The sequence below is a fragment of the Shinella sp. M31 genome, assembly GCF_049199205.1.
Taxonomy (GTDB): domain Bacteria; phylum Pseudomonadota; class Alphaproteobacteria; order Rhizobiales; family Rhizobiaceae; genus Shinella.
Genome location: NZ_JBLZPH010000022.1, coordinates 83,727 through 106,612, shown reverse-complemented (window position 1 = coordinate 106,612; position 22,886 = coordinate 83,727). Strand labels below are relative to the sequence as shown.

Below are 22,886 nucleotides of genomic sequence, written 5' to 3'. Positions count from 1 at the left end.
GGCACGCAGGCGCGTTTCAGCGCGTCGCGAAATCCACCGACAGGTCGTGGCTGCGCGCCATCACCTTAAGGTCATCGACCAGCGCCTCGGCGAAGCTGCGCATCACCACCAGATCGAAACGCTCTACGCCGGTACGGGCAAGGTTGACCGAGAGATGGCTGCACAGCACATTCGCCGCGCGCCCGACCGGGAAGGCATCGGCATGCAGATCGACCGCAATGCCGTTTGCCAGGATGCGGGCGGCATCCGGCCCCGATAGCGTCAGCACGACACGCCCATGGCTCTGATCGACGACGAAGGCAAAATCGCCGAGCCGGACGGAAAGCTCGGCGGCAAGCGTTTCCGGTGCATGCACCTCCGACAGAACGAGCCACTCGCCGGGCCCCGAAAACCGCGCTTCGAACTCGCCGTTCGATACGAGAATGCCGGCGGCCTCGGCCATTTGGCCGGGAGCAGCAAGCACGACGGCGACGGCGGTCGTGCGATGCACGGAAAGATGATTCGCCCGCCGCGCGGCAATCGCGCCGATCGTGCCGTCCAGCGCATGAACCGCCTGATATTCGTAAGCCATCGCCTCTACCTCACGCCATCAGCTTGGTGTTTTCGGGATCGACGAAGACGGGATCGCAGACCTCGGCAAAGGTCTCCACGCCGCGCAGCTGGTCCCAGACGACGATCTTCTCGCCGTAGCGCTCGCGGCCGGATTTCAGGAAGGCGAGCGCGATGTGACCGCCGAGCGTCGGCGAGAAACAGGTAGAGCTGACCCAGCCCTGGTCATTGATCGTCGAGGGCTTTGCGCCGTCCTTCAGCAGGTGCGCGCCGGCCCGCATGTCCTTCTCCGGTTCCACCGATTTCAGGCCGACCAGCTGCATCCGGTCCGCCGCCGTCAGGCCGAAGCGGGTCGAGAGGCGCTTGCCGATGAAATCGGGCTTGCTCGTGCCCATCATACGGCCGAGGCCGGCATCGTCGGGCGTCACGCGACCGTCGAGTTCGGCATGGGTGACATGGCCCTTTTCAAGGCGCAGCACATTCAGCGTCTCCACGCCATAGGCGCAGATGCCGTGCGGCGCGCCGGCCCGCATCAGCGCGTCCGCCACCGCCTCGCCATGCCCCGCCGGCACCGCCAGCTCATAGGCAAGCTCACCCGAAAACGAGATGCGGAACAGCCGTGCCTTGAGATTGCCCTTCGGCCGAACCTCGCGCGCCGCCAGGAACGGGAAGGCTGCGGCGGAAATATCGTCCTCGACGACGGCCTGCAGGATCGTGCGCGCCTTCGGCCCGGCAATCGACATCTGCGCCCACTGGTCGGAGACGGAGAGGAAGCGCACGCGCAAATCCGGCCAGAGCACCTGCGCGGCGAATTCCATGTGCGAGAGCACGCCGGAGGCCATCGCCGTCGTGGTGGTGACGAAGAAATGCTCGTCGCCGAGCCGGCTCACCGTGCCGTCGTCATAGACCATGCCGTCCTCGCGCAGCATCAGGCCGTAGCGGGCCTTGCCGACGGGCAGTTTCAGCACGGGATTGCAATAGAGACGGTTGAGGAATTCGGCCGCATCGGGCCCGAACACCTCAATCTTACCGAGCGTCGAGACATCGCAGAGCCCGGCGTTTTCGCGCACGTTGCGCACTTCGCGATCGACGCTCTCGCGCCAGGTCTTCTCACCGCCCTTCGGGAACCAGGAGGAGCGATACCACAGCCCCGCATCGATGAAGACCGCGCCGTTGCGCGCCGCCCAGCCATGCAGCGGTGAGCGGCGGGTGGGCATGGCGTGTTCGCCGATCGACGCGCCGGCCATCGCCCCGAAGGAAACCGGGGTGTAGAACGGCCGGAAGGTCGTGGTGCCCACCTCTGCGGGGCTGACCCCGCGCATGCCGGCAAGAATGCCGATAGCATTGATATTGCCGAGCTTGCCCTGGTCCGTCGCCATGCCGCCCGTCGTGTAGCGTTTTGCATGCTCGACATGGCCGAAGCCCTCACGCACGGCAAGGCCCAAATCCTTGGTGTGCACGTCGTTCTGGAAATCGACGAACGCCTTGGATTTCGCGCCCGGCACATGCCAGAGGGCCGTGAAGGATGGAACAGCCTCCTCACCGACTGCGGGCCGCTCGATACCGGCCACCGGCCGGCCGAGTGCCTCCACAATGGCCGCGCCCTTGCGCGCGCCATCGTCAAAACATTCCGAGAGGCGATAGTGCCCCGCCGCAGCCCCCGCCATGACGAGCCCCGCGCCGACATCCGGCGCCATGAAGGCTTGAAGCGCCTCCGACCAGACCGGCTTGCCGCCGCGCTGGCAGGCGAGATGGATGACCGGGCTCCAGCCGCCCGACATGGCGACCGCGTCACAGGCGATCAGCTCCTCGAAGCCGCCGCGATCGGCGACGACGGCGCGCACGCGGTGGCGGCCCTTCGTATCGACGATCGCGCCGCCGCGCAGCAGGCGAACGCCGGCAGGTGCAACGTCCTCGGATACCGCGCGGCTATCGATCAGCGCCGCGATCTCGACGCCTTGCGCTGCCAGATCGCGTGCCGTGCGGTAGCCGGACGCGCCATTGGTGAAGACGGTGACGGACTTCCCGGCCGCGACGCCGAACCGGTTGGCATAGATGCTGGCTGCGCTTGCCGTGAGAATGCCCGGCCGGTCATTGCCACCGAACACCAGCGGCCGCTCCTCGGCACCGGTCGCAAGGATCGCGTGTTTCGCCACGATGCGCCACATGCGCTCGACGGGCTTTGCCGCATCGACGACGGCGACATCCTTCTGCACGCGCTCGACCGCGCCGAAAACATTGTCGTCGTACCAGCCGAACACCGTGGTGCGCGGCAGCAGCGTGACATTGGGATTGTTTTGCAATTCCTCGACCACGCGGCGGGAGAAGACATAAGACGGCTCGCCGCCGATGGGCGTCGTCTCCGAAAGCAGCGCACCGCCGAGAACGAAATCCTGCTCGGCAAGAACGACGCGCAGGCCGGAACGGGCGGCGACGAGTGCTGCGGAAAGGCCCGCCGGACCAGAGCCGACGACGAGCAGGTCACAATGCGCCCAGCTCTTCTCGTAGCTGTCGGGATCGCGCGGCAGATCGGTGCGGCCAAGCCCGGCAGCGCGGCGGATCAGTGGCTCATAGACCTTTTCCCAGAAGGCGGCCGGCCACATGAAGGTCTTGTAGTAGAACCCCGCCGAAAGAAACCGCGACATCAGGTTGTTCACGGCGCCGATATCATAGGCAAGGCTCGGCCAGCGGTTCTGGCTGCGGGCCTCCAGTCCGTCATAGAGCTCGGCAACCGTCGCCCTGGTGTTCGGATCGCGCCGCGCGCCGCTGCCCACCGTCACCAGCGCGTTCGGCTCGGAAGGGCCGGCGGTCACGATGCCGCGAGGGCGATGATATTTGAAGCTGCGGCCGACAAGCAGCGTGTCATTGGCAAGCAGCGCGGATGCCAATGTATCACCGGCATGGCCCGTGAGGCTCGTGCCGTCAAAGGTAAAACGGACGGCGTGGCTGCGATCGACAAGACCGCCGGAGGCGAGGCGATAGGCAGTCATTGCGCGCCCTCCCCGGCCCTGGCCGCATCGGTGACGCCGAACACATCATGCGTAAAATTGTCCCGCTCGACCACCAGCCAGCGCCGGCAGCCGGCGACATGCTGCCAATGTTCGCGGATGCGACCGCGCGGATTGGTGCGCAGGTGCGCATAGTCGTGCCACACCTCCTCGGCCGCCATCGGCGCCGGGCGAACGGGTGTGGCATCGCCGCGGATCAAAAACTCTTCCTTGGGGCGCGTGCCGCAATGCGGGCAGGAAATCAGGCTTGCCATGGTTCAGCTCAATGCAGGTTGGGCTGGGTGCCGGCACCCGCCTCGTCAATGGGGAAGCCACGCTCGAAACGATCGAGCCGCAGCGCGCGCGCCACTTGGTGGCTCTCGCCCTTGGCCAGGAGATGCGCGAAGCAGAAGCCGGAGGCCGGCGTTGCCTTGAAGCCGCCGTAGCACCAGCCGCAATTGAGATAGAGGTTTTCGATGGACGTCCTGTCGATGATCGGCGAGCCATCCATCGACATGTCCATGACCCCGCCCCAGCTGCGCAGCACGCGCACACGCGAAAGACCGGGGATCATCGTCACTCCCTCCTCCATCACATGCTCGGCCGTCGCGAGGTTGCCACGCTGCGCATAGGAGGAATAACCGTCGATCTCCGCGCCGAAGACCAGCCCCCCCTTGTCCGACTGCGAGATATAGAAATGCCCCGCGCCATAGGTAATGACGTGATCGATGCAGGGCTTCAAACCCTCCGTCACGAAGGCCTGCAGCACATGGCTTTCCAGCGGCAGCTTCAGCCCCGCCATTTCGCCGACGCGTGAGGAGTTGCCCGCCGCCGCCAGTGCCAGCTTGTTGCAGCAGATAAAGCCCTTCGTCGTCTCGACGCCTGTGACGATACCGTTCTCGCGACGAATGCCGGTGACTTCGCAATTCTGGATGAGATCCACGCCGAGCCGGTCGGCCCCGCGCGCAAAACCCCAGGCGACGGCATCGTGCCGCGCCGTTCCCGCCCGGCGCTGCAGCAGGCCTCCGATGATAGGGAAACGCCCGTGGTCGAAATTGAGGAAGGGCAGCATGGTCTTCAGCGTCTCGCGGTCGAGAAGCTCTGCCGCAACCCCCTCCATCATCATGGCATTGCCGCGGCGGATATAATGATCGCGCTGGCCGTCATTATGAAAGAGGCTGATGATGCCGCGCTGCGACAGCATCACATTATAGTTGAGGTCCTGCTCCAGGCCCTCCCACAGTTTCAGCGAGAACTCGTAGAACGGCTCGTTGCCCGGCAGCATGTAATTCGACCGCACGATGGTCGTGTTGCGGCCGACATTGCCGGAGCCGAGATAACCCTTCTCGATGACCGCGACATTGCGGATACCGAATTCCTTGGCGAGATAATAGGCCGTCGCAAGGCCATGTCCGCCGCCTCCTACAATAATGACATCGTAATGCGCCTTCGGCTCGGGCTCCCGCCAGGCGGGCTTCCAGCCGAGGTTTCCGGCAAAGGCTTGTTTCAGGATCGAAAGGGCAGAGTAACGCATGAGAAATCCCGCATCAGTCGCGCCACATTCGCATATGCAGCACAAACAGCAAGACCGCGGCGAAAGTCCCGCGCGGTTTCCCCATGGAGTGTTTGCTTTCCGGCAACACCACGGCTAAGCCAGAAGCAGAAAGGCCGGGAACGATGCAGGCAAAGGCAACAGAGCTGAAACGCGTGATGGAAAGTGCCGCGCTCGCCGCCGGCCGCGCCATCATGGCGGTTCACCGTGCCGGCCCTAATGTGCATTTCAAGCCCGACAGCTCTCCCGTGACCCAGGCGGATGAGGAGGCCGAGAGCGTGATTCTCGATGCACTCACCCGGCATTTCCCTGCTATTCCGGTCATTGCCGAAGAGGCAGTCGCCGCCGGCAAGGTGCCGGACATTTCCGGCGGGCTGTTCTTCCTCGTCGACCCACTCGACGGCACCAAGGAGTTCGTCGCCGGCCGCAACGAGTTCACCGTCAACATCGCCCTGATCGAATCGGGCGCGCCGATCGCCGGCATCGTTTATGCCCCGGCCCTTGCCGCCGGCTTCGTCGCGGTCGATGGCCGCGCGGAACGCTTCACCGCGGCAGATGGTCACACCCTTGCCAACCGCCAGAGCATCGGCTGTCGCGGCCGCGGCAAGGCGCTGACCGCCGTCGCGAGCCGCTCGCACGACACGCCCGAAACCGCCCGCTTCCTCGACGACCACGGCATCAATGCCTGCACGGCGATCGGCTCCTCGCTGAAATTCTGCCTCGTCGCCGAAGGCCTCGCCGACGTCTATCCTCGCTTCAGCCGCACCATGGAATGGGATACCGCCGCAGGTGACGCCGTGCTGCGCGCCGCGGGAGGCGAAACCCGCGCCCTCGACGGCGCCCCGCTCGCCTACGGCAAACGCAACCAGCCCCACGACGCCGATTTCGCCAACCCGAATTTCATCGCGTCCGGTGCCGGTTGGCGCAGGGATGCCGGCGGGTCATAAAATAACCCGATTGCGTAACGAGAAAGCACCGTCTTCACGGGATAGAAGTGCGGAAAATCGTCGTTGAACGGCCGATCTGTGGGATAGCCCACGGCATTTTTGTTGTCTGTAAAGGTTATTTCGAATAATCTGCCGAAGACAAGCATTTAGGCGACTAACAAGTTTTCCTAGGAAAGAGTGGTCCGACGTGAAAGAAGAAAAGACGCCCGAGCAGGCGGAAGCCCAGCCCAACGTCGCCACCGGAGTCAGCAGCCTGCTTGATATCGCCAAGCAGCGCGCCCAACAGCGCGCCGACGACAAGAAAGTCGTGGCTCTGAAAAAGGCGCCTCCAGCGAAGCGCCCCGCGGTTGCTCTCGCGGATGACGAAGAAGAGCTTGGCACGCGCGCACGCAAACCGACCGATATCGTCAAGACAATTCTGACGCTGCCTGAAATGCCGAAACGAAAGCGTCAGCTCCCATGGACGCTAATATCCTTCGGCCTTGCCGTGGCTCTTCCTACTATCCTGACCGCGCTCTACTTCGCCTTCATCGCCAGCCCGCAATACGTCGTCGAAACGCAATTTGCCGTTCGAGGCTCCAATCAGCCGTCTCTGAGTGCTTTTGGACTACCTGCCCTCGTCGGCGGCGGTGGTCAATCCGGTGATTCCTACATTGTCGCGGATTACATCCATTCTGCTCAGATATTGCCCGATATAAAAGAGCAGACCGGTGTAGATATTCGGACAGTGTATTCCCGCCCGACGATCGATTTCCTCTATCGGGAGAATAGCACGCGTTCGCTGGACGAGTTCCGCGATTATTGGCGTGATATGATTAACGTCAGCTTCAACACCACTACAGGTAACGTGACGATACGTGTCTTCGCGTTTTCACCAAGCGACGCCAAAAAAATTGCTGAGTCCATCCTGTCGGTTTCCGAACATTTGGTTAACACGCTGTCAGACAAGTCGCGGCGGCAGGTTATCGAGACTGCCAATCAGCAAGTAGCGCGCTCCGAAGAGCGTCTGCGTAACCTTCGCAAGCAGATGACCGAACTGCAGATCACGGAACAGGCTGTCGATCCGGCTGCGGTTGCTACGATGGAAGCATCGATCATAAGCTCGCTCGAACAGGAGCTGGTAAATCTTCGCACACGCTACAAGGCCCTCGTCGATTCCGTCAGCAGCGATGCGCCGTCGGCACGGGTAATTGAACGCAATATCAGCGCGCTCGAGGCGCAGTTGATCGAGCAGAAGAAGCGCATCACCGGAGACGTAGAACAGCAGACCGACAGCAAGACGACACGCGCCGGCGTCGATACATCGAACGCTCTTCCGCAGATGATCAGCCGTTTCTCCGAACTCGGAGTCGAGCAAGAATTTGCGGTGAAAGCCTACACGGCATCGCTGGCCGCATTGGAAACGTCCATGCAGGAGGCGCAGAAGCAGGAACGGTATTTCGCGGTATATGTCCCACCGCGCGAACCGGAAGTTGCTCTTTATCCGTTCAGTGTCCTGAATACGGGTATCGTTCTCTTGGCTTCGTTCGGCTTTTGGCTCATCGGCTACTTCGTCTTCCGCTCCGTCAAGGATCATGCGATCTAACGGCGCCCCGAACACGAGCAGTATAATGAAGGTAGCGACCGAAAAGAGTTTTGCTTATGCCCTCAACGAAAATGCGCGGGTTGTAGCGGCGCTTGTCGTGAGAAGTGCAGTAACACGCTTCGGTGAAAGTCGCATGGGCGTCGTATGGATGCTACTCGAACCCATTGCCTATATCGCTATCTTCATTCTGTTACATACATCGACAGATGCAAGAATTCCGTTTGGGGACAGTGCGCTTCTCTTCGTTCTAACCGGCGTTTTCGGTTTTCGAATGACTCGCGGCATCGCGCGCAAAGCGGAACGGGCAATCATTAGCAACCAGCCGATGCTGACGTATCCCCTGGTGCGTCCATTAGACACTATCTTTGCTGCTTTTCTTACGGAAGCGACGCTGTGGCTGATTATCTGCTGGCTGTTCATGGGAGGACTTTCGTTTACCATGGATCGTGCGGTCATCGTCTATCCTGCGGACTTTTTGGAATGCCTGCTCGCCATTCTGTATTTTGCGCTTGCCTTTGCGGTTCTCAACGCAATGATCAGCGGCCTTTTCCCACGCTATAGTACCTTCCTGAACATGCTCAACATGCCTCTCATGTTGATGTCGGGGATTTTTTTTCTTCCGACCCAAATGCCTCCGGGATTTCAGGCAATTCTCTGGTGGAATCCGTTCGTACACTGCGTTGAATGGTTTCGTACTTCGACCTACCTTGACTACAATCCTTTGCTCAGCAAAGCGTACTTGCTTGGCCTTTCCACTGGCATGCTAGCAATTGCCTTAACTATGGAGCGTATATTCCGCCGAAAGATTATCAACTCATGATCATCTTCGATAAAGTCTGCAAAGCCTATCCCCGCCCTGACGGTGGCAAAAAAATCATCCTCAACGATTTTACTGCCACGTTTCCTCCCGGGATCAACATCGGAATCCTCGGTAGGAATGGCGCGGGAAAATCAACGCTGATGAACATGATTTCCGGTAGCGAAATGCCAGACTCCGGAAGAATTCTCCGCGAGGGTAGGATTTCTTGGCCGCTGGGTTTCAATGGCGGCGTTCACGGCAAACTCACGGGTACCCAGAATACTCGTTTCATCGCTGACATCTACGGCAAGCCGCGTACCAAGGTACTCGACTTCGTCACGGAGTTCTCGGAACTGGGGCCTTATCTGGATATGCCGGTCAAGACCTATTCCGCCGGTATGAAGGCGCGCCTTGCGTTCGGCATCTGCATGGCCATCGAGTTCGAGTATTACCTGATCGACGAGGTAATCGCCGTAGGCGATTCCACTTTCAAAAAGAAATGTAAAGACGTCTTCGAGCAGCGACGAGAAAATGCCTCCCTCTTGCTCGTTTCACACTCTGCCGGCTTGCTCCGCTCATTCTGCGACATAGGCGGCGTGATGCACAACGGCCAACTGACGTTCTTCAATGATATTGAAGAAGCTATTCAGGTCCATGAGGAAATTCTGCGCTCTACTGCGGCGCGATCAAAATCGGCCTAATGGCCTATTCTTTTATTTATCACAAAGGAATCAGTTTTTGCTCTTTGAGCAGCCCGAAAGCGCTCGGGTGTGTAGTCAACGACATCGGCCTGCAAACGCAGCTGACTCACAGACCCTGACACTTCATCAAGTTCGCGAAGCTTTGCCAAAAGCGAATTCGCAGCGACTTCCATTCCCTCATAAGCGTAAAAATCACCAGGCTGTAAACACTTCCGTGTGATCCAATTCAGATACTCGCGACGAAGGTTCGCTGGAGCCACATGACCAGATGACCAGAACTGATCGAGCTCAATGCCTTTCTTTACACAAAAGGCGAGAGTTGGATGCCGGTAAAAAGCTTGGCCCAGGATAGCAAGTGGAACACCGTGCAGCAAAGCGGACAGGCCGGATGTGCTGTTGATCGTAACCATACCGGCAGAATGTCGGGTCAAAAGACCCAGTGAGCCGCCATCGAGGATATGAACGCGGTCCGCAACATTGTTAAGAACGCTCACTTGGCGAATGAACTGACTGTCCTGACTGTGCCCCCGCTCCATAGGATGAATCTTGAACACGAGCTGCGATGCTGCCGGAGCATTGCGCGCGAAGGAGACGATTGATTTCAGAATAAGCTTCTGATTGCTCCAACCGCTCGCAGCAGCCCCAAGCTGGCCATCGTCATGAACCTGCAACGGCACCAGATAGTAACGCTTATCATGATGCTCAAGCAAGCGCTCCATGCTGCGATAATTGCGGCCAAGGTTGCTAAACTTGCGATAATAGTTCTTGATCCAGTAAAACATCTCCCTGACGAATGAGCGCTTAGGCTTATGGAAAAGCTTGCGCTCACTCAACTTGGAAAACACACCGCGAACGGCAAAATAGGTATATGCATAGGTTGCCATTGCACCGAATGAAGAAGGGTAGCTTATCCCCTTCGGCCGCTCCACGAGAGAGTCGGGATCACCCTCTTCCGGCAGCTTGCCCATGACTGGAGAGCGCCAGTTGTTACCGCCCAGTTCCATCGTCACGAAACCGGGGCGAATATAGCCCTCTTCAAGACAGAGAACCGGAACGCCCAGCACAGCACATTGCTCGCGCGCAATCTTGTGGATTTCGCGCTCGCAGCCGAAAAGAACGACATAATCGAAACCGTGTTCGCCAACGATCTCCGTGAACCATTCGCGCCAAGCGTCCGCGGTGCCCGAAAAATGTAGATTCTGGCTCCCACGCGCAAAAAGCCGGTCACCGGCGTTGAAGCAAACGCGCCAGGCTTCAAAGCCGTTTTGATTGAGAAGGTTTTGCACTTTCCGGAAGAACGGGCCGACCGGCCCCTGCAACAAAAGCACACGCGGCGCGCTTTTCGAAGGGAAACGCTTCGAAAGTTTGCGACGCAACGAAAGATTAATCAGGCGCGAACCAATTGAGGAGGCACTATCGGACTCAAATCGACCGGCGTTTAAATCTTTATCATGCTGCTCAGTCATGACAGGCTGGCTCAACTCGGAATGGTGCTGGAGGCACCCGTCATGGCATAAACCTGCCTGTTTAGCAATTGCATCAGCCGCCCTTCCCCGAAAATCCCCTATGCGATGTGGACGAGCAACTATGTCCATTACCCGATCGTCACCGCATTCCCATTTATGGCTGCTATACTACCGCAACCGTGAGTCGCGCAACAATACCCCTATTCGGTTTATTTGCTGCGCTGCACCTAAAAAAAGCATGGCCAAGGGACCCGACTTTTTCATGGCGCCACCGGAAACTTCCGCAATCAGATCCTCCGGTCGGCACGGTAGGCCACTCACCGGATGCACATAGAGCGGATAGAGGATGAGACTCGCAGCGACGAGCCTGTCGAGATCGACTCTGCGCTGTCGGCGCGGGAGGTCAAGGCGGTCTTCGGTAAGGCCCCATCCGGCATAGAACGGCATCCCATGCACGCCGACAGCCTTGCCGCGCAAAAGCGCCTCGAACCCGGTCAATGACGTCATGGTCTCGACACGATCAGCCCAGGCGATCCACTGAAGGATGTCGCCATGCGTGGCGATTCGGTCCGCATCGCGCGGCGCCTCTCCGCCGCCTCGCATGCCGGAGACCACATCCGGGTGCGCCTTGTAAACGATGAAGGCATTAGGGTAGAGCCGCCGCACTGCCGTGACGAGCCCGGCATTGGACCGCACTTCCGGCGAACCGTAGCGGATGGAGGCATCCTTCTCCACCTGACCGGGAACGAGAACCTTCATCCGCCCTTCAGCCACGACTGGCTCGTCGGCGACCGTGCCGAGATTATACTTCGAGACACCACGCTCGATGAGGAGACGGACGAGGCTGCGGGCGCGGGCCAGCAGGCGCTCGTCGAATACGCCCTCCGCGATCAGGGTTTCGAGGCGACTCGCACCGCGTGCGTCATAGTAGACGTGATCGTCATCAATGGCGATGGAAGAGGGAAGCGTCAGCGCCACGCCGAGCCCCTTCGAGCGGATAAAGCCATCCTCAAGACGGATCGCCGGAACCGAATCGGGCAGGGGCCTGTCACTGCCCCACACGGCCACGATGCCGCCCGCGGCCTGCGCAGCCGGTACGGCGGCCTCCATCGAACGCAGATGAACGGGCCCCCCTGCCATGCCCTTCAGGAACGGCGTCATGGCGCGGCGCTTCCACGGCGAGAACCCTACCGTAAACACCTTGCGGGTCAAACGGGAGCGTTGGTTGCGTATGGTCATTGCCTGCTCGATGGCGCATTCCGCAGTACAAAGCTGCCTTGCATGCAGGTCCAGATAGCGCGTGTAATCGAGAAAGGCCGCGTGAAAAACCTGTTCTAGGGAGGCTGGCCCCTTAGCCGCATTGAGCTCCCCATGATCCTCCGTCAGGCCTCGGCCGGAATAATAGGTGGAGCCAAAGCAATGAACCGGCCGGCCGGCCATCAGCGCTTCGAAGCCGAGTTGGCTCGACACCGTATAGACGGTGTCGGCCTCTTCCAGCAAAGGCCAGGGGTTCATGCGCCCGGGCACAACGATTGCCAGACCAAGCGCGGCCGCGGCTTGGCGCAGCAGGCTTTTTTCGCCGGCAGCTGGATGGGTGCGCACGACAAGCGTCTTGCCGGGATTGGACGCGGCGGCATGCTCCAGCATGAGCTGAAAACGTGCTGCATCGGCACCAGCGCCGGCAATGGAGGCGTCGCCTGCGACCTGATCGACAAGAAGCACGAAAGGGCGGCCCTGCGGCACACCGGCGGCGGCCGGGCTTATCAACGGGCTGTTGTTGTACTTGGAGAGTCGTTCTTGCCGCAACTGCGCCATCAGCCGGGTGGCCCGATCGAGCGCCGCCTGATCGGTCTGGGGCCGCATCAACAGGCTTTCGAGATCGTTTGGTTGCCGGGCGTCGAAATAGATGCCCTGCCGGTCAACGACATAGGAATGGCTTGGCTCCGCCTGCCCCGGCGCAAAGCCGCGCAGAAAGCCATCCTCGAGCGTAAGGATTTCCTTGCCGAACCGCTTGGCAAGCTGCACGGCGCGCATGCCCGACGGCCGCCGCCCCCAACCGACGAAACCATCGATCCTGCTGGGAAGAATGAAAGGCCAGGCGACGATATCGGCGTCGAGCAACCGCGCAATATCGTTCCGCTGCCGCCAGAGGCCGCGCGAAAGAAGCGCATAGGTTTTGCGTGCCCAACCGACCATCCAGCTCCCTATCGATCAGACGCCTACAGTCAGCCATCCGCAGCGTTTCCGACACTGCGGATCGGCAGGCGCAACGCCTTCAGAGCGCCCTGGCAGTGCGTTGAATATTGTAGGCCGCGCTGGACCCGCTGGAAAGAATACTCAGGAACTTCGCCAGATCCGTTGCGACATGCCGCGACAGATAGATCACGTCCTTGTTCCGGACGGGGAAATTCTGCGCAATGATGTAGCTCTGCGTCGCGCCGAGATCGAGGCGATAGACGATCGGATAACGTCCCTCGCCATCCGGCGCCATGCCGCGCGCGATCAGATCGCGGAAGCGATCGTCGCCGACAACGCTGCGATAGACATTTTCGTTTTCATAGCGGAAGACGAAATAGCCCTTGGGATCGGCCGTCGCGATATTGCCGCCGCCGGCAAGCGCTGCGGCCTCAACGAGGCTGAGTTTGGCAGCATTGAACGGAATCTTGCCGCTCTTCTCCGTCTGTCCCAGCGCCGAGAAGGTCTGCGGATCGTAGCTGACATAGATCTGGTCGTCCGGCTTGACGTAGATGTCTTCCTTCGGATTGTCGATGACCGTCTGCAGCAGAACCGAGCGCGAGCGACCGCCGCGCTTCAGGCTGACATAGGTGTCGTAAGGCTGCTTGGAGGCACCGCCCGCCATGGCGATCACCTCGCTGAGGTGAACGCCGTTCAGGCCGAGCGGCACGATCGTCGACTTGTTCACATCGCCCTGCACAGAAACGGTGCGCGAGGCATTGTCCGCCATCGCCACGATGACGTCGGGCTCGACAGCCTTCGCCTTCAGCGCATCGACGATCGTCGCGCGAGCCGAATCGATGGTCATACCGGCGAAGCGCACGGAGCCGACATAGGGAATCTGGCCATGGCCATCCGGCTGCACGACGACCGGGATCGTCGTCGACTTGCGCTCGACAGTCGAGAAGAGACCATCGGGGCCTGCTTCGAAAATCGTGACTTCCAGACGGTCGCCAACACCGATGACCGGCGTGCTGCCGCCACCGCCGAAGCCGAAGGTGCTGGACAGGCCCTGGCGAACGCCGGCATTCACACCATTGGCGACGCGCTGGTCGATATCGACGACGTCGAAGATGAGTTTGGTCTGGGGAATTTCGTAGGTCTTGCCGCCCGCGCCGGCGGAAAGCACTTCCTGGGTCAGCGGTCCGTCATTCGGGACCACGCAACCGGCCAGCGTCAACACCGTACCGGCCGCAAGAATGCGCGTAAATACGCTCAACGCCCTGCGCGGCCCATTCACGTCTTCAATTCCGATCATCACACTGCATTTCCTGTTGACCGCGCCTTCATAGACACGAGGCAAGAGCCGGCCGCTCGCCACGACGGATCGGCATAGACATGCAGTTCAGACGTTTCGTCAAGTCCCATGACCAAACCTTGTCCCAATCACGCACACCCACACGGCCCCCGCCGACACCATGGAGCAAATCCCTTGCACATTCGTTACGGCCTGAAAAGCGGCCTTGCCTGTTTGTGTTCAAAATCAACTTTTTCCACCGGCTTTTTAACGGGGGGTGCGACAAAAAGAACGCAACCGCTCCTCACCGACAGCAAAGACCAGCAAGCTGGCGGCAGGCTTATCAAGAGGAATCGGCAGTGCTCAAGGCACGGCCCCTTTTCGGAACCGTGCCTTGCCCGACCCTGTCGAGGGATGTGGGCGAAATTGAGAGAGCGTTATGAGGCTTCGGCCGGCACCGACTCAGCTACGGGCTCCTGCCGTTCTTCCGGCTTGATGCGGAACCAGGCAATATAGAGCGCCGGCAGGAAGAGCAGCGTCAACACCGTGCCGACGATGATGCCGCCCATCATGGCATAGGCCATCGGCCCCCAGAACACTTCGCGCGAAATGGGGATGAGCGCCAGGCTCGCCGCCGCCGCCGTCAGCATGATCGGCCGCATGCGGTGCTCCGTCGCCTCGCGCACGGCATTCCAGGCATGCATGCCCTCCCGACGCAGGTCCTCGATCTGAACCACAAGGATGACCGAGTTGCGGATGAGAATACCGATCAGCGCCAACACCCCAAGGATCGCCACGAAGCCGAGCGGCGCGCCGCTGCCGAGCAGTGCTATGACCACTCCGATCAATGCCAGCGGCGCCACTGCGAAGACGAGGAACAGCCGCGAGAAGCTCTGCAATTGCAGCATCAGGATGGTGGCCATGGCAAACAGCATCAGCGGCACGACCGCAACGATCGGCGCCTGGCTGTTGGCGCTTTCTTCCACCGAACCGCCGACCGTGATCTGGTAGCCGGAGGGCAGCGTGTCGCGGAAGCTCGCGACATCCTTGTCCATCTGCGAGACGATCGTCGCCGGCTGTACGCCGCCCGTGATGCTCGCCTTGACGGTAATGGTGGGCTGGCGCGAGCGGCGCCAGACGACGGGCTGCTCCATTTCGTAGCGGAAATTCGCCACGGCGGCGAGCGGTACCGAGGTGCCGTTTGCCGTCGGCAGCTGGAGCTGGCGTAGGGTCTCGATGGATTCGCGCTCCACCGCCCGCGCCCGGCCGATGACGTCGATCAGATAGACGTCATCGCGGATCTGGGTGACGGTGGTGCCGCCTGTGACGCCGTTCAGCGCCGAGGCGATATCCTGCGAGGTCACACCGAGCTGGCGGGCCTTGTCCTGGAGAACATCGACCTTCACGACGCGCGCCGGCTCGTTCCAGTCATAGACGATGTCGCCAAGGCGGTTGTTCCTGCCGAGGAGTTCGCCGAAGGCCAGCGCCTGGCTGCGCACCTCCTGGATATCCGGGCCGCTGATGCGATACTGGATCGGCCGTCCCACCGGCGGGCCGATATCGAGCAGCTTGACCAGGGCGTCGGTGCCGACGAAGGTCTTGCGCAGATAGTCCTGAAGGTCGGCCCGCAGGCGATCACGCGCCTCCAGGTCCTTGCTGACGATGACCGTCTGGCCGAAGGCCGGCGATGGCGGCTGCACGTCGAAGGAGAGCAGGAAGCGCACGGCCCCTTCCCCGACATAGGACGACCAGCGCTCGATATCCGGATTGCCCTTCAGCTTCTCCTCTTCGAACTTGGCGATCTGCGCATTGGTCTCGGCAATCGAGGCATTCTGCGGCAGCGCCCAGTCGATGACGAGCTCAGGACGGTCCGAGGACGGGAAGAACTGCTCCGGCACGAAGCGCATACCGAAGACCGAGACGACGAAGATGAGCACCGTCGCGACGATCGTCGTCCACTTCCAGCGCATGCAGGCATCGAGGATGCGCGCGAAGGTGCGGCCGAACCAGCCCTTCTGCTCATGATGGCTCTTCATGCTCTTCGGCAGGATCGTGACGCCGAGCAGCGGCGTGAAGATGACCGCCACCACCCAGGAGACGACGAGCGAGATCGCGATGACGACGAAAAGGCTGAAGGTGAACTCACCGGCCGCGCTGCTGTTGAGGCCGATCGGAATGAAGCCCGCCACCGTCACCAGCGTGCCGGTCAGCATCGGGAAGGCGGTGGAGGTATAGACATAGGTCGCCGCCTTGCGCAGCGTGTCGCCCGCCTCCAGCCGCGCCACCATCATCTCGACGGCGATCATGGCGTCGTCGACGAGCAGGCCGAGCGCGATGATCAGGGCCCCAAGCGAGACGCGCTGCAGCGATATGCCGTCGTAATACATGAAGACGAAGGTGATCGCGAGCGTCAGCGGGATCGACAGCGCCACGACGAGGCCGGCGCGGATGCCGAGGCTGACGAAGCTGACGATGAGAACGATGGCGACCGCCTCGAACAGCGCCTGCGTGAAGCCCGACACCGCCTCCTCGACGACCTTCGGCTGATCGGAAACGAGGTGCACATCGACGCCGACGGGCAGGTCATGCGAGAGGATTTCGATCTCCTTCTCCACCTTCGCGCCGAATTCGAGCAGGTTGGCGCCCTGCTTCATGCCGATGGCAAGACCGATCGCCGGCTCGCCGTTGAAGCGGAAGAGACTGGACGGCGGGTCCTCATAACCGCGGGTGATGGTGGCGATGTCGCTCAGGCGGAAGAAGCGGTTGTTGACCCGCAGATTGACGTCGCGCAGGCTCGCTTCGGAGGAGAACTGTCCGCCGACGCGCACGCTGACGCGCTCGCCGCCGGCCTGCACCACGCCGGAAGGCGCGATGGCATTCTGCGCCTGCAAGGTCGAGACGACCTGCTGGGTGGAGATGCCCAGCGCCGCAAGCTGACGGGTCGAGAATTCGAGATAGATCACCTCGTCCTGCGCACCGACCAGATCGACCTTGCCGACATTCGGCACTGTGAGGATGCGGGTGCGGGCATCCTCGACATAGTCGCGCAGCTGGCGCGGCGTCAGGCCGTCGGCGGTGAAGGCATAGATATTGCCGAAGACATCGCCGAAGCGGTCGTTGAAAGCCGGACCGACGACGCCTGAAGGGAACTGACCCCGGATGTCGTTGATCATGTTGCGCACCGTCAGCCAGGTGCCGGGCACGTCGCGGGCGCGCGTCGTCGGCTTCAGGTTGACGAAGACCAGTGTCTGACCCGCCGTCGTGACGCTGCGGCTGAAATCGAGCGATTCCAGCTCCTCCAGCTTGCGTTCGATGCGCTCGGTCACCTGCCGCGTCGTCTCTTCCACCGAGGCGCCGGGCCAGGCGGCGCTGATCGTCATCGTCTTGATGACGAAGGACGGATCCTCTTCGCGGCCGAGATTCTGGTAGGTGAAAAAGCCGAGCAGCGCGAAGACGATCATGAAGTACCAGACAAGCGATGCGTGTTCGAGCGCCCAGTCGGAAAGGTTGAACGTCTTCATAGGCTTGCCTCGTCTTCGATCTTCACTTTCTGGCCTTCTTCGAGGCTGTGCACCCCGGCGGTGACGACGCGGTCGCCATCCTTCAGCCCCTTGGCCACCGCCACATAGCGGCCGGCGACGGCGCCCGTCTCGATGGCGGCGAGATGCACCTCGCCCTTGGCCGCATCGACCAGCCAGACATGCGCCTTGCCGTCCTTTTCCAACACGGATGTCTCCGGCACCATGATCGCGGTCAGGTTCGGTCCTTCCAGTTCCGCCGTGATCGTCGTGCCGAGCCGCACCGTATCTGGCGGATTTTCCAGGGCGATCTTCACCCGGCGCGTGCGCGTGACGGCATCCGCCGACGGCGCGACCTCGCGCACCTTGCCCTTGACGGTGATATCGGGGTTGATCTGCAGCGACACCGTGAAGCGGCTTCCCATCGCGATCGTTTCCGCCGTTTCGGGAATATCGACGACGGCATCGCGCTCTTCCGGACGGGCGACCGTGACGATGGCCTCGCCCGGCGAAACGGTCTGGCCGACCTCGGCGCCCGTTGCGACGACCACGCCGTCGAATTCGGCCTCGATGCGCGTATAGGAGAGCTGCTCCTCCGCCTTCACCAGGGCGGTACGCGCCCGGATGAGCCCGGCATCGGCCGCCTCCCGCGATTGCTCAGCGCTTTCAACGGCTGCTTTGGCGGCGGCGTTGGATTGCAGCAGCGTCTTTTGCCGCTCCTCGCTGGCGACGGCGCTCGCAAGTGTGGCCTCCGCGCTGGAAAGCTCCGCGCGTGCCGAGCGGACGGCGAGTTCATAGGCGGTCGCATCGAGCACGGCGAGCACATCGCCCTTCGTCACGAGATCGCCGACATGCACGGAACGCGACACGAGCCGGCCGGCGACGCGCGAGCCGAGCGCCGCCTGAACCTTCGCCTGCACCGTGCCGGCAAAGCGCGTGCCGGGCAGTGCGGTCGGCGTCACGACAACGGAGAGCACGGGCCGCGGCGGCGCGGCGGCCTCTTCTTCCTTCTTGCAAGCGGAGAGCGCCAGAGCGGCGGCGAGCGCAAAGGCGAGCGGAACGGGCGTCCTCATTGGGCGGCTCCTTCGAGGGTAGTCACGGTCTGGCCGGGGCGCAAAAGCTTGGTGCCGTCGGCGACATAGGTCTCGCCCTCCTCGACACCGTCGAGAACCAGCGCCGAGCCGGTTTCGAAGGACAGCACCTGGACGGGGCGAAGGCTGACCGTGTTCTTCGCCTTGTCGACCACCCACAGCGCCGGTTTCCCATCGATGCCCGACAGCGCCTGCCACGGCACGACGGCCACGCGGCGCGGCGCAAGCGCCCCGACACCGACGACCGACGCGCCAAGCGTCATTTCCGGCGGCGTATGGTCCATGGCGATCTTCACACGCACCGTGCCGGTCTGCGTGTCGATGGTCGGCGAGACCTCGCGCACGTGGCCCGTCGTGCGCACCTTGTCATCGCTGAGCAGGGTGACGATCACGCCGTCCTTGGCCGGCTGGGCGAAGAACAGCGATTCATAGACGTCGAAGACGGCGTCGCGCGGGCCGGTATCGGCGATGGTGAACATGGTCTGCGCCGCCTGCGCCACTTGCCCGGTCTCGGCAAGACGTGCAGTGACGATGCCGTCCGTCGGCGCCCGCAGCTCCGTATAAGAGAGCACATCTTTGGCGGTGTCGCGCTGTGCGATCGCCGATTCTCGGGCGCTCTCGGCGGTGCGCAGGGCCGTTTCGGCGTCGTCGAAATCCCGCCGTGTGCTAATGCCGTCATTCAGGAGGGATTTCTGGCGGTCGAAATTGGCGCGGGCGAGCTTGAGCTGGGCGTCTGCCGCGCGCACTCCGGCTTCCGCCGCCTCGACATCCGCCTTCTGCTCCTCGGGGTCGAGCCGGGCAAGGACCTGGCCTTCCTTCACCGTGCTGCCGACATCGACGAACCAGCCGATGATGCGGCCGCCGACGCGGAAGGAGAGATCGGTTTCCACCCGTGCGACGACCTCACCCGTGATGGTGACCGATTGCTCGCGTTCCTCGAAATGCACCGGCGCGATGCGCACCGGCCGCGCCATGCCATCGGCCCAGGCCGGCAAGGCGGTGGCAGACAGCAAAAGGGCCGCCAGCATCATTCTGCCTGATCGGGTCATCGTCGTCTCCAGCTTTGCAGAAACCCCATTTAATATGGGTCCTCATTATATCGCGAAGATCAGACTGGCAAGCCCAGCACCATCAAGCGTTGCGCCAGCCGTGTCCGAGTGTGGCGAAGTTCATGAGAAAAGCCAACCGGCAAGGCGCGGCGACAGGAAAATATAATAAATCATATTTTTCAGCAGCCTAGCATACGGTAGTGGTTGGAAGACGACACCGTGGCGAAACAACAAAGCCGCCGGCTGCCTCGAAACCTTGCTGGTTTCTGCGGGCAGCCCGGCGGCTTTATCGGAGCATCATTCGTTGGACGCTTCTCTTCGGTCCCCTCTGGACCTGTCGAGAAGTAAGCAGGAAGCGTGCCAATCGAATAAAATTCCGATTCAAAAAATGATTTCATATTACTAAAGAAATTTCTAAATCAGTTAGCCCGAAAAGCAATCGTCACAACCTGTGCAATTCCTGGGCAAAGCACAAAATTTGCGCGGCTCTCCCGCAAAACAAAAAGGCGGCCCGTCACCGGACCGCCCTTCCCCTCAGCCCCAGGGGAAATCTCAGAATTCTTCCCAGTCCTGTGCCGCCGCCGCGCTGGCGGTCGCGGCCTGACCGCCGCCGAAGGCGCGGGTCAGCTTGTTGCCGAGCGCCCGCGCACCGGAGGCGGCCGGACGATGCTCGGCCGCCGAAGCCGCAACGGGACGCGACGCGGTGGCGCCGGTTCCGAGACGGAACTGCGCCAGCAGCGTGTTGAGCGCCGAGGCCTCGGTCGCGAGCGCATGGCTTGCCGCCGTCTGCTCCTCGACCATGGCGGCGTTCTTCTGCGTGCCCTGGTCGATCGCGTTCACCGCAGCGCTGATCTCGTGCAGGCCCGTCGACTGTTCGCGGGCCGAGCGCACGATGGCGGCGACGTTCTGGTCGATTTCCTGCACCTGATCGACGATTTCCGTCAGCGCCGAGCCGGTTTCGCCCACCAGCGTCACGCCGAGATTGACCTGCTCGCCCGACTTGGTGATGAGCGCCTTGATCTCCTTGGCGGCATTGGCCGAACGCTGGGCGAGTTCACGCACTTCCTGCGCCACGACTGCAAAGCCCTTGCCGGCTTCGCCCGCGCGCGCTGCTTCGACGCCGGCATTCAGCGCCAGCAGGTTTGTCTGGAAGGCGATCTCGTCGATCACGCCGATGATGTTGGAGATTTCACGCGAGGACGTCTCAATACCGCTCATCGCCGTGACGGCGCGGCGCACGACCTCGCCCGACTTTTCGGCGCCCATACGGGTGCGCTCGACCAGCCGGCCGGCGTCTTCCGCCCGCTTGGTGGCATCCTTGAGCGAGGTGGTGATTTCTTCCAGAGCCGCCGCCGTCTCTTCGACGGACGCCGCCTGCTGCTCGGTGCGTTTGGCGAGATCGTCCGAGGCCGAGCGGATTTCCGCCGAGCCCGCCTGAATGGCGTTGGCATTGCCGCCGACCGAACGGAGTGCGGCCTGCAGCTTCTCGACGGACGCATTGAAATCCTGACGCACCTCGTCGAGCGAACCGGCAAAGGCGCTGTCGATGCGGTGGGTCATGTCGCCATCGGCCAGCCGCTGCAGACCATCGGCCAGCGCCTCGACGGCGTGGCGCGTCTGGCGTTCGCGCTCAGCCGTCTCTTCGGCCCGCTGGCGGCGTTCGTCTTCCGAGAGCGCGCGGTTTTGCTCCGCCTCACCCTCAAGACGGATCTTGGCCAGCGTCGCATCGCGCAGCACGGCCAAAGACCGGGCCATTTCGCCGATTTCGTCCTGACGCTCGGATTCGGAGAGATCGACATCCGTGCGGCCACGAGCGATTTCACTGGTGGCGGAGATGACGGTGGCGAGGCGCTTGCGGAACCGCGTGGCGAGCAGCCAGCCGACGACGATCATCAGGCCGGTCGCGACTGCGATGACGATGATCGACGTGACGGCAAGCGTCGAAAGGCTGGCAAACAGAACGGATTTCGGCACAGAGACGACGGCGAACCAGACAGAGCCGGGATTGATATTGACCGGTACGGCAACCGCCATGGAGGCGACCCCGCCAGCGTCCGTCAGCTCGAACGCCTTGCCCGGATTGTCGATCAGCTGCTGCCAGGCCGCCGCATCGAGACCGGAATCCTTCAGCGGCTTGCCGAGTGCCGCCTTGTCCGGATGGCTGATGACGCTGCCGCCAGCGCTCAAGAGCGCGACATAGCCTTCGCCGAGCGGCTTCAGCTTGGCGATATCGGCTGCGAGCGCATCGAGCGCAATGTCGGTCCCGGTCATGCCCTTGAAGGTGCCGTCGAACAGCAGCGGCACCACGAAGGACGTCATCATCGTGTCCTTTCCGCCGACATTATACTGATAGGGCTCGGCGAGGTAATCCTTGCCGGTGCTCTTCGGCACCTGATAATAATCGCCCGGACCCGGCTTGTCGTAATCGACCAGCGCCTCGATCGTCGTGCCGCCATTCGCCCGGATCGTGTAGGGAATGTAGCGGCCGCTCGCATCATGGCCGGGCTTGCCGCTATAGTCGGCGTCCTTGCCGTCGAAGGCGTTCGGCTCCCAAGCGGTATAGACGCCGACAGCGATCGGGTTTTCCGTCAGCAGCCGATCCATCATCGCGTTGAACGTCTCGCGGCTCGGCACCTCATCCTTTTTCATTGCAAAGAGCACGGAGCGCATGTTCCAGCTCAGCGCCTTCACCCCGGCGAAGGTCGTCTCCACCTTGCCGGCGCTCGCCTGTGCCGCATTGACCATCTCGGAAACCGAGCGCTCCTGCACCGCATGGTAAGAGAGCCAGAGCAGAACGCCCGCCGTCGCCACGGTCGTGGCGACACCGGCCGCCACAATGGCGAACATGTTTCGGGCAGTCGCAGTCTTGGGCAGCATGAAACGTCTCCTGAAGGGCGCGGAACGCACCGGCAATGACTCAGAAATTGCGGGACATGCCGGCGGCGCGGCGAAACAGGGACGAAATCATTTCGCAGGCGGGCAGCGTAAGTGCATGCTGGTTTATGAATCGATAAAATTCGAATGAACGCCGGTGGGAACAGAACAGGCGTGTAAAACGCTGTTGCCGAGACGACTGAACAGCACGGTGCGCATACGATCCCTGGCGAGAAGTGCCGATCGTTCAAGAAAAGTGAACAATCCGTTCGCCACCCCCGGTCTTCCGGCAGCGC

At 61.9% G+C, this 22,886-nt stretch carries 16 protein-coding genes; 5 read left to right on the top strand and 11 right to left on the bottom strand.

All coding sequences use genetic code 11. From position 1 onward, the window contains the following. Positions 1-16: 16 nt before the first annotated feature. From ACOZKU_RS04155 to ACOZKU_RS04140, 4 genes are read right to left on the bottom strand one after another with little or no spacing between them, the layout of a single operon-like run. Positions 17-571, bottom strand: coding sequence for a sarcosine oxidase subunit gamma (locus tag ACOZKU_RS04155; RefSeq protein ID WP_421577792.1), 555 nt, complete (start codon positions 569-571; stop codon positions 17-19). A 10-nt stretch (positions 572-581) separates the two neighbouring features. Further along, positions 582-3,539, bottom strand: a complete 2,958-nt coding sequence (locus tag ACOZKU_RS04150; RefSeq protein ID WP_421577791.1) for a sarcosine oxidase subunit alpha family protein — start codon at positions 3,537-3,539, stop codon at positions 582-584. Beyond that, on the bottom strand, positions 3,536-3,811 hold the full coding sequence (locus ACOZKU_RS04145) for a sarcosine oxidase subunit delta (RefSeq protein ID WP_421577790.1): 276 nt from the start codon (positions 3,809-3,811) through the stop codon (positions 3,536-3,538). The genes ACOZKU_RS04150 and ACOZKU_RS04145 overlap by 4 nt, the downstream gene beginning before the upstream one ends. 8 nt (positions 3,812-3,819) lie before the next feature. Beyond that, the gene (locus ACOZKU_RS04140) at positions 3,820-5,070 is read right to left on the bottom strand and encodes a sarcosine oxidase subunit beta family protein (protein ID WP_421577789.1); all 1,251 of its coding nucleotides are present in this window, start codon (positions 5,068-5,070) and stop codon (positions 3,820-3,822) included. A gap of 143 nt (positions 5,071-5,213) precedes the next feature. Between ACOZKU_RS04140 and cysQ the strand changes: the two genes are divergently transcribed. The 4 genes from cysQ to ACOZKU_RS04120 all read left to right on the top strand — a co-directional run bounded on the left by cysQ (position 5,214) and on the right by ACOZKU_RS04120 (position 9,120). Continuing rightward, complete coding sequence (gene cysQ / locus ACOZKU_RS04135) at positions 5,214-6,035, top strand: 3'(2'),5'-bisphosphate nucleotidase CysQ (RefSeq protein WP_421577788.1); 822 nt, start codon at positions 5,214-5,216, stop codon at positions 6,033-6,035. A gap of 187 nt (positions 6,036-6,222) precedes the next feature. Next, positions 6,223-7,620: a hypothetical protein gene (locus ACOZKU_RS04130; protein ID WP_421577787.1), complete on the top strand. Its 1,398-nt coding sequence runs from the start codon at positions 6,223-6,225 to the stop codon at positions 7,618-7,620. Between the two features lie 25 nt (positions 7,621-7,645). Next, on the top strand, positions 7,646-8,440 hold the full coding sequence (locus tag ACOZKU_RS04125) for an ABC transporter permease (RefSeq protein WP_421577786.1): 795 nt from the start codon (positions 7,646-7,648) through the stop codon (positions 8,438-8,440). Continuing rightward, the gene (locus tag ACOZKU_RS04120; RefSeq protein WP_421577785.1) at positions 8,437-9,120 is read left to right on the top strand and encodes an ABC transporter ATP-binding protein; all 684 of its coding nucleotides are present in this window, start codon (positions 8,437-8,439) and stop codon (positions 9,118-9,120) included. Before ACOZKU_RS04125 ends, ACOZKU_RS04120 begins: the two co-directional genes overlap by 4 nt. Here the strand turns inward: ACOZKU_RS04120 and ACOZKU_RS04115 are convergent. The 7 genes from ACOZKU_RS04115 to ACOZKU_RS04085 form a co-directional block, all read right to left on the bottom strand. Next, on the bottom strand, positions 9,117-10,586 hold the full coding sequence (locus ACOZKU_RS04115; protein WP_421577784.1) for a capsular biosynthesis protein: 1,470 nt from the start codon (positions 10,584-10,586) through the stop codon (positions 9,117-9,119). The two genes, ACOZKU_RS04120 and ACOZKU_RS04115, sit on opposite strands and share 4 nt — an antisense overlap. 168 nt (positions 10,587-10,754) lie before the next feature. Continuing rightward, positions 10,755-12,782, bottom strand: a complete 2,028-nt coding sequence (locus ACOZKU_RS04110; protein WP_421577783.1) for a capsular polysaccharide biosynthesis protein — start codon at positions 12,780-12,782, stop codon at positions 10,755-10,757. Positions 12,783-12,861: 79 nt separating this feature from the next. Next, positions 12,862-14,079: a polysaccharide biosynthesis/export family protein gene (locus ACOZKU_RS04105; protein ID WP_421577782.1), complete on the bottom strand. Its 1,218-nt coding sequence runs from the start codon at positions 14,077-14,079 to the stop codon at positions 12,862-12,864. Between the two features lie 416 nt (positions 14,080-14,495). Beyond that, on the bottom strand, positions 14,496-17,579 hold the full coding sequence (locus ACOZKU_RS04100) for an efflux RND transporter permease subunit (protein WP_421577781.1): 3,084 nt from the start codon (positions 17,577-17,579) through the stop codon (positions 14,496-14,498). Beyond that, positions 17,576-18,649: an efflux RND transporter periplasmic adaptor subunit gene (locus tag ACOZKU_RS04095; RefSeq protein ID WP_421577780.1), complete on the bottom strand. Its 1,074-nt coding sequence runs from the start codon at positions 18,647-18,649 to the stop codon at positions 17,576-17,578. Before ACOZKU_RS04095 ends, ACOZKU_RS04100 begins: the two co-directional genes overlap by 4 nt. Next, positions 18,646-19,716: an efflux RND transporter periplasmic adaptor subunit gene (locus ACOZKU_RS04090; protein WP_421577779.1), complete on the bottom strand. Its 1,071-nt coding sequence runs from the start codon at positions 19,714-19,716 to the stop codon at positions 18,646-18,648. Before ACOZKU_RS04090 ends, ACOZKU_RS04095 begins: the two co-directional genes overlap by 4 nt. A 552-nt stretch (positions 19,717-20,268) precedes the next feature. Further along, positions 20,269-22,593, bottom strand: coding sequence for a methyl-accepting chemotaxis protein (locus ACOZKU_RS04085; protein WP_421577778.1), 2,325 nt, complete (start codon positions 22,591-22,593; stop codon positions 20,269-20,271). Here ACOZKU_RS04085 and ACOZKU_RS04080 point away from each other — a divergent pair. Then, positions 22,592-22,741, top strand: a complete 150-nt coding sequence (locus ACOZKU_RS04080; protein WP_421577777.1) for a hypothetical protein — start codon at positions 22,592-22,594, stop codon at positions 22,739-22,741. The genes ACOZKU_RS04085 and ACOZKU_RS04080 overlap by 2 nt on opposite strands. The last annotated feature ends 145 nt before the right edge of the window (positions 22,742-22,886 follow it).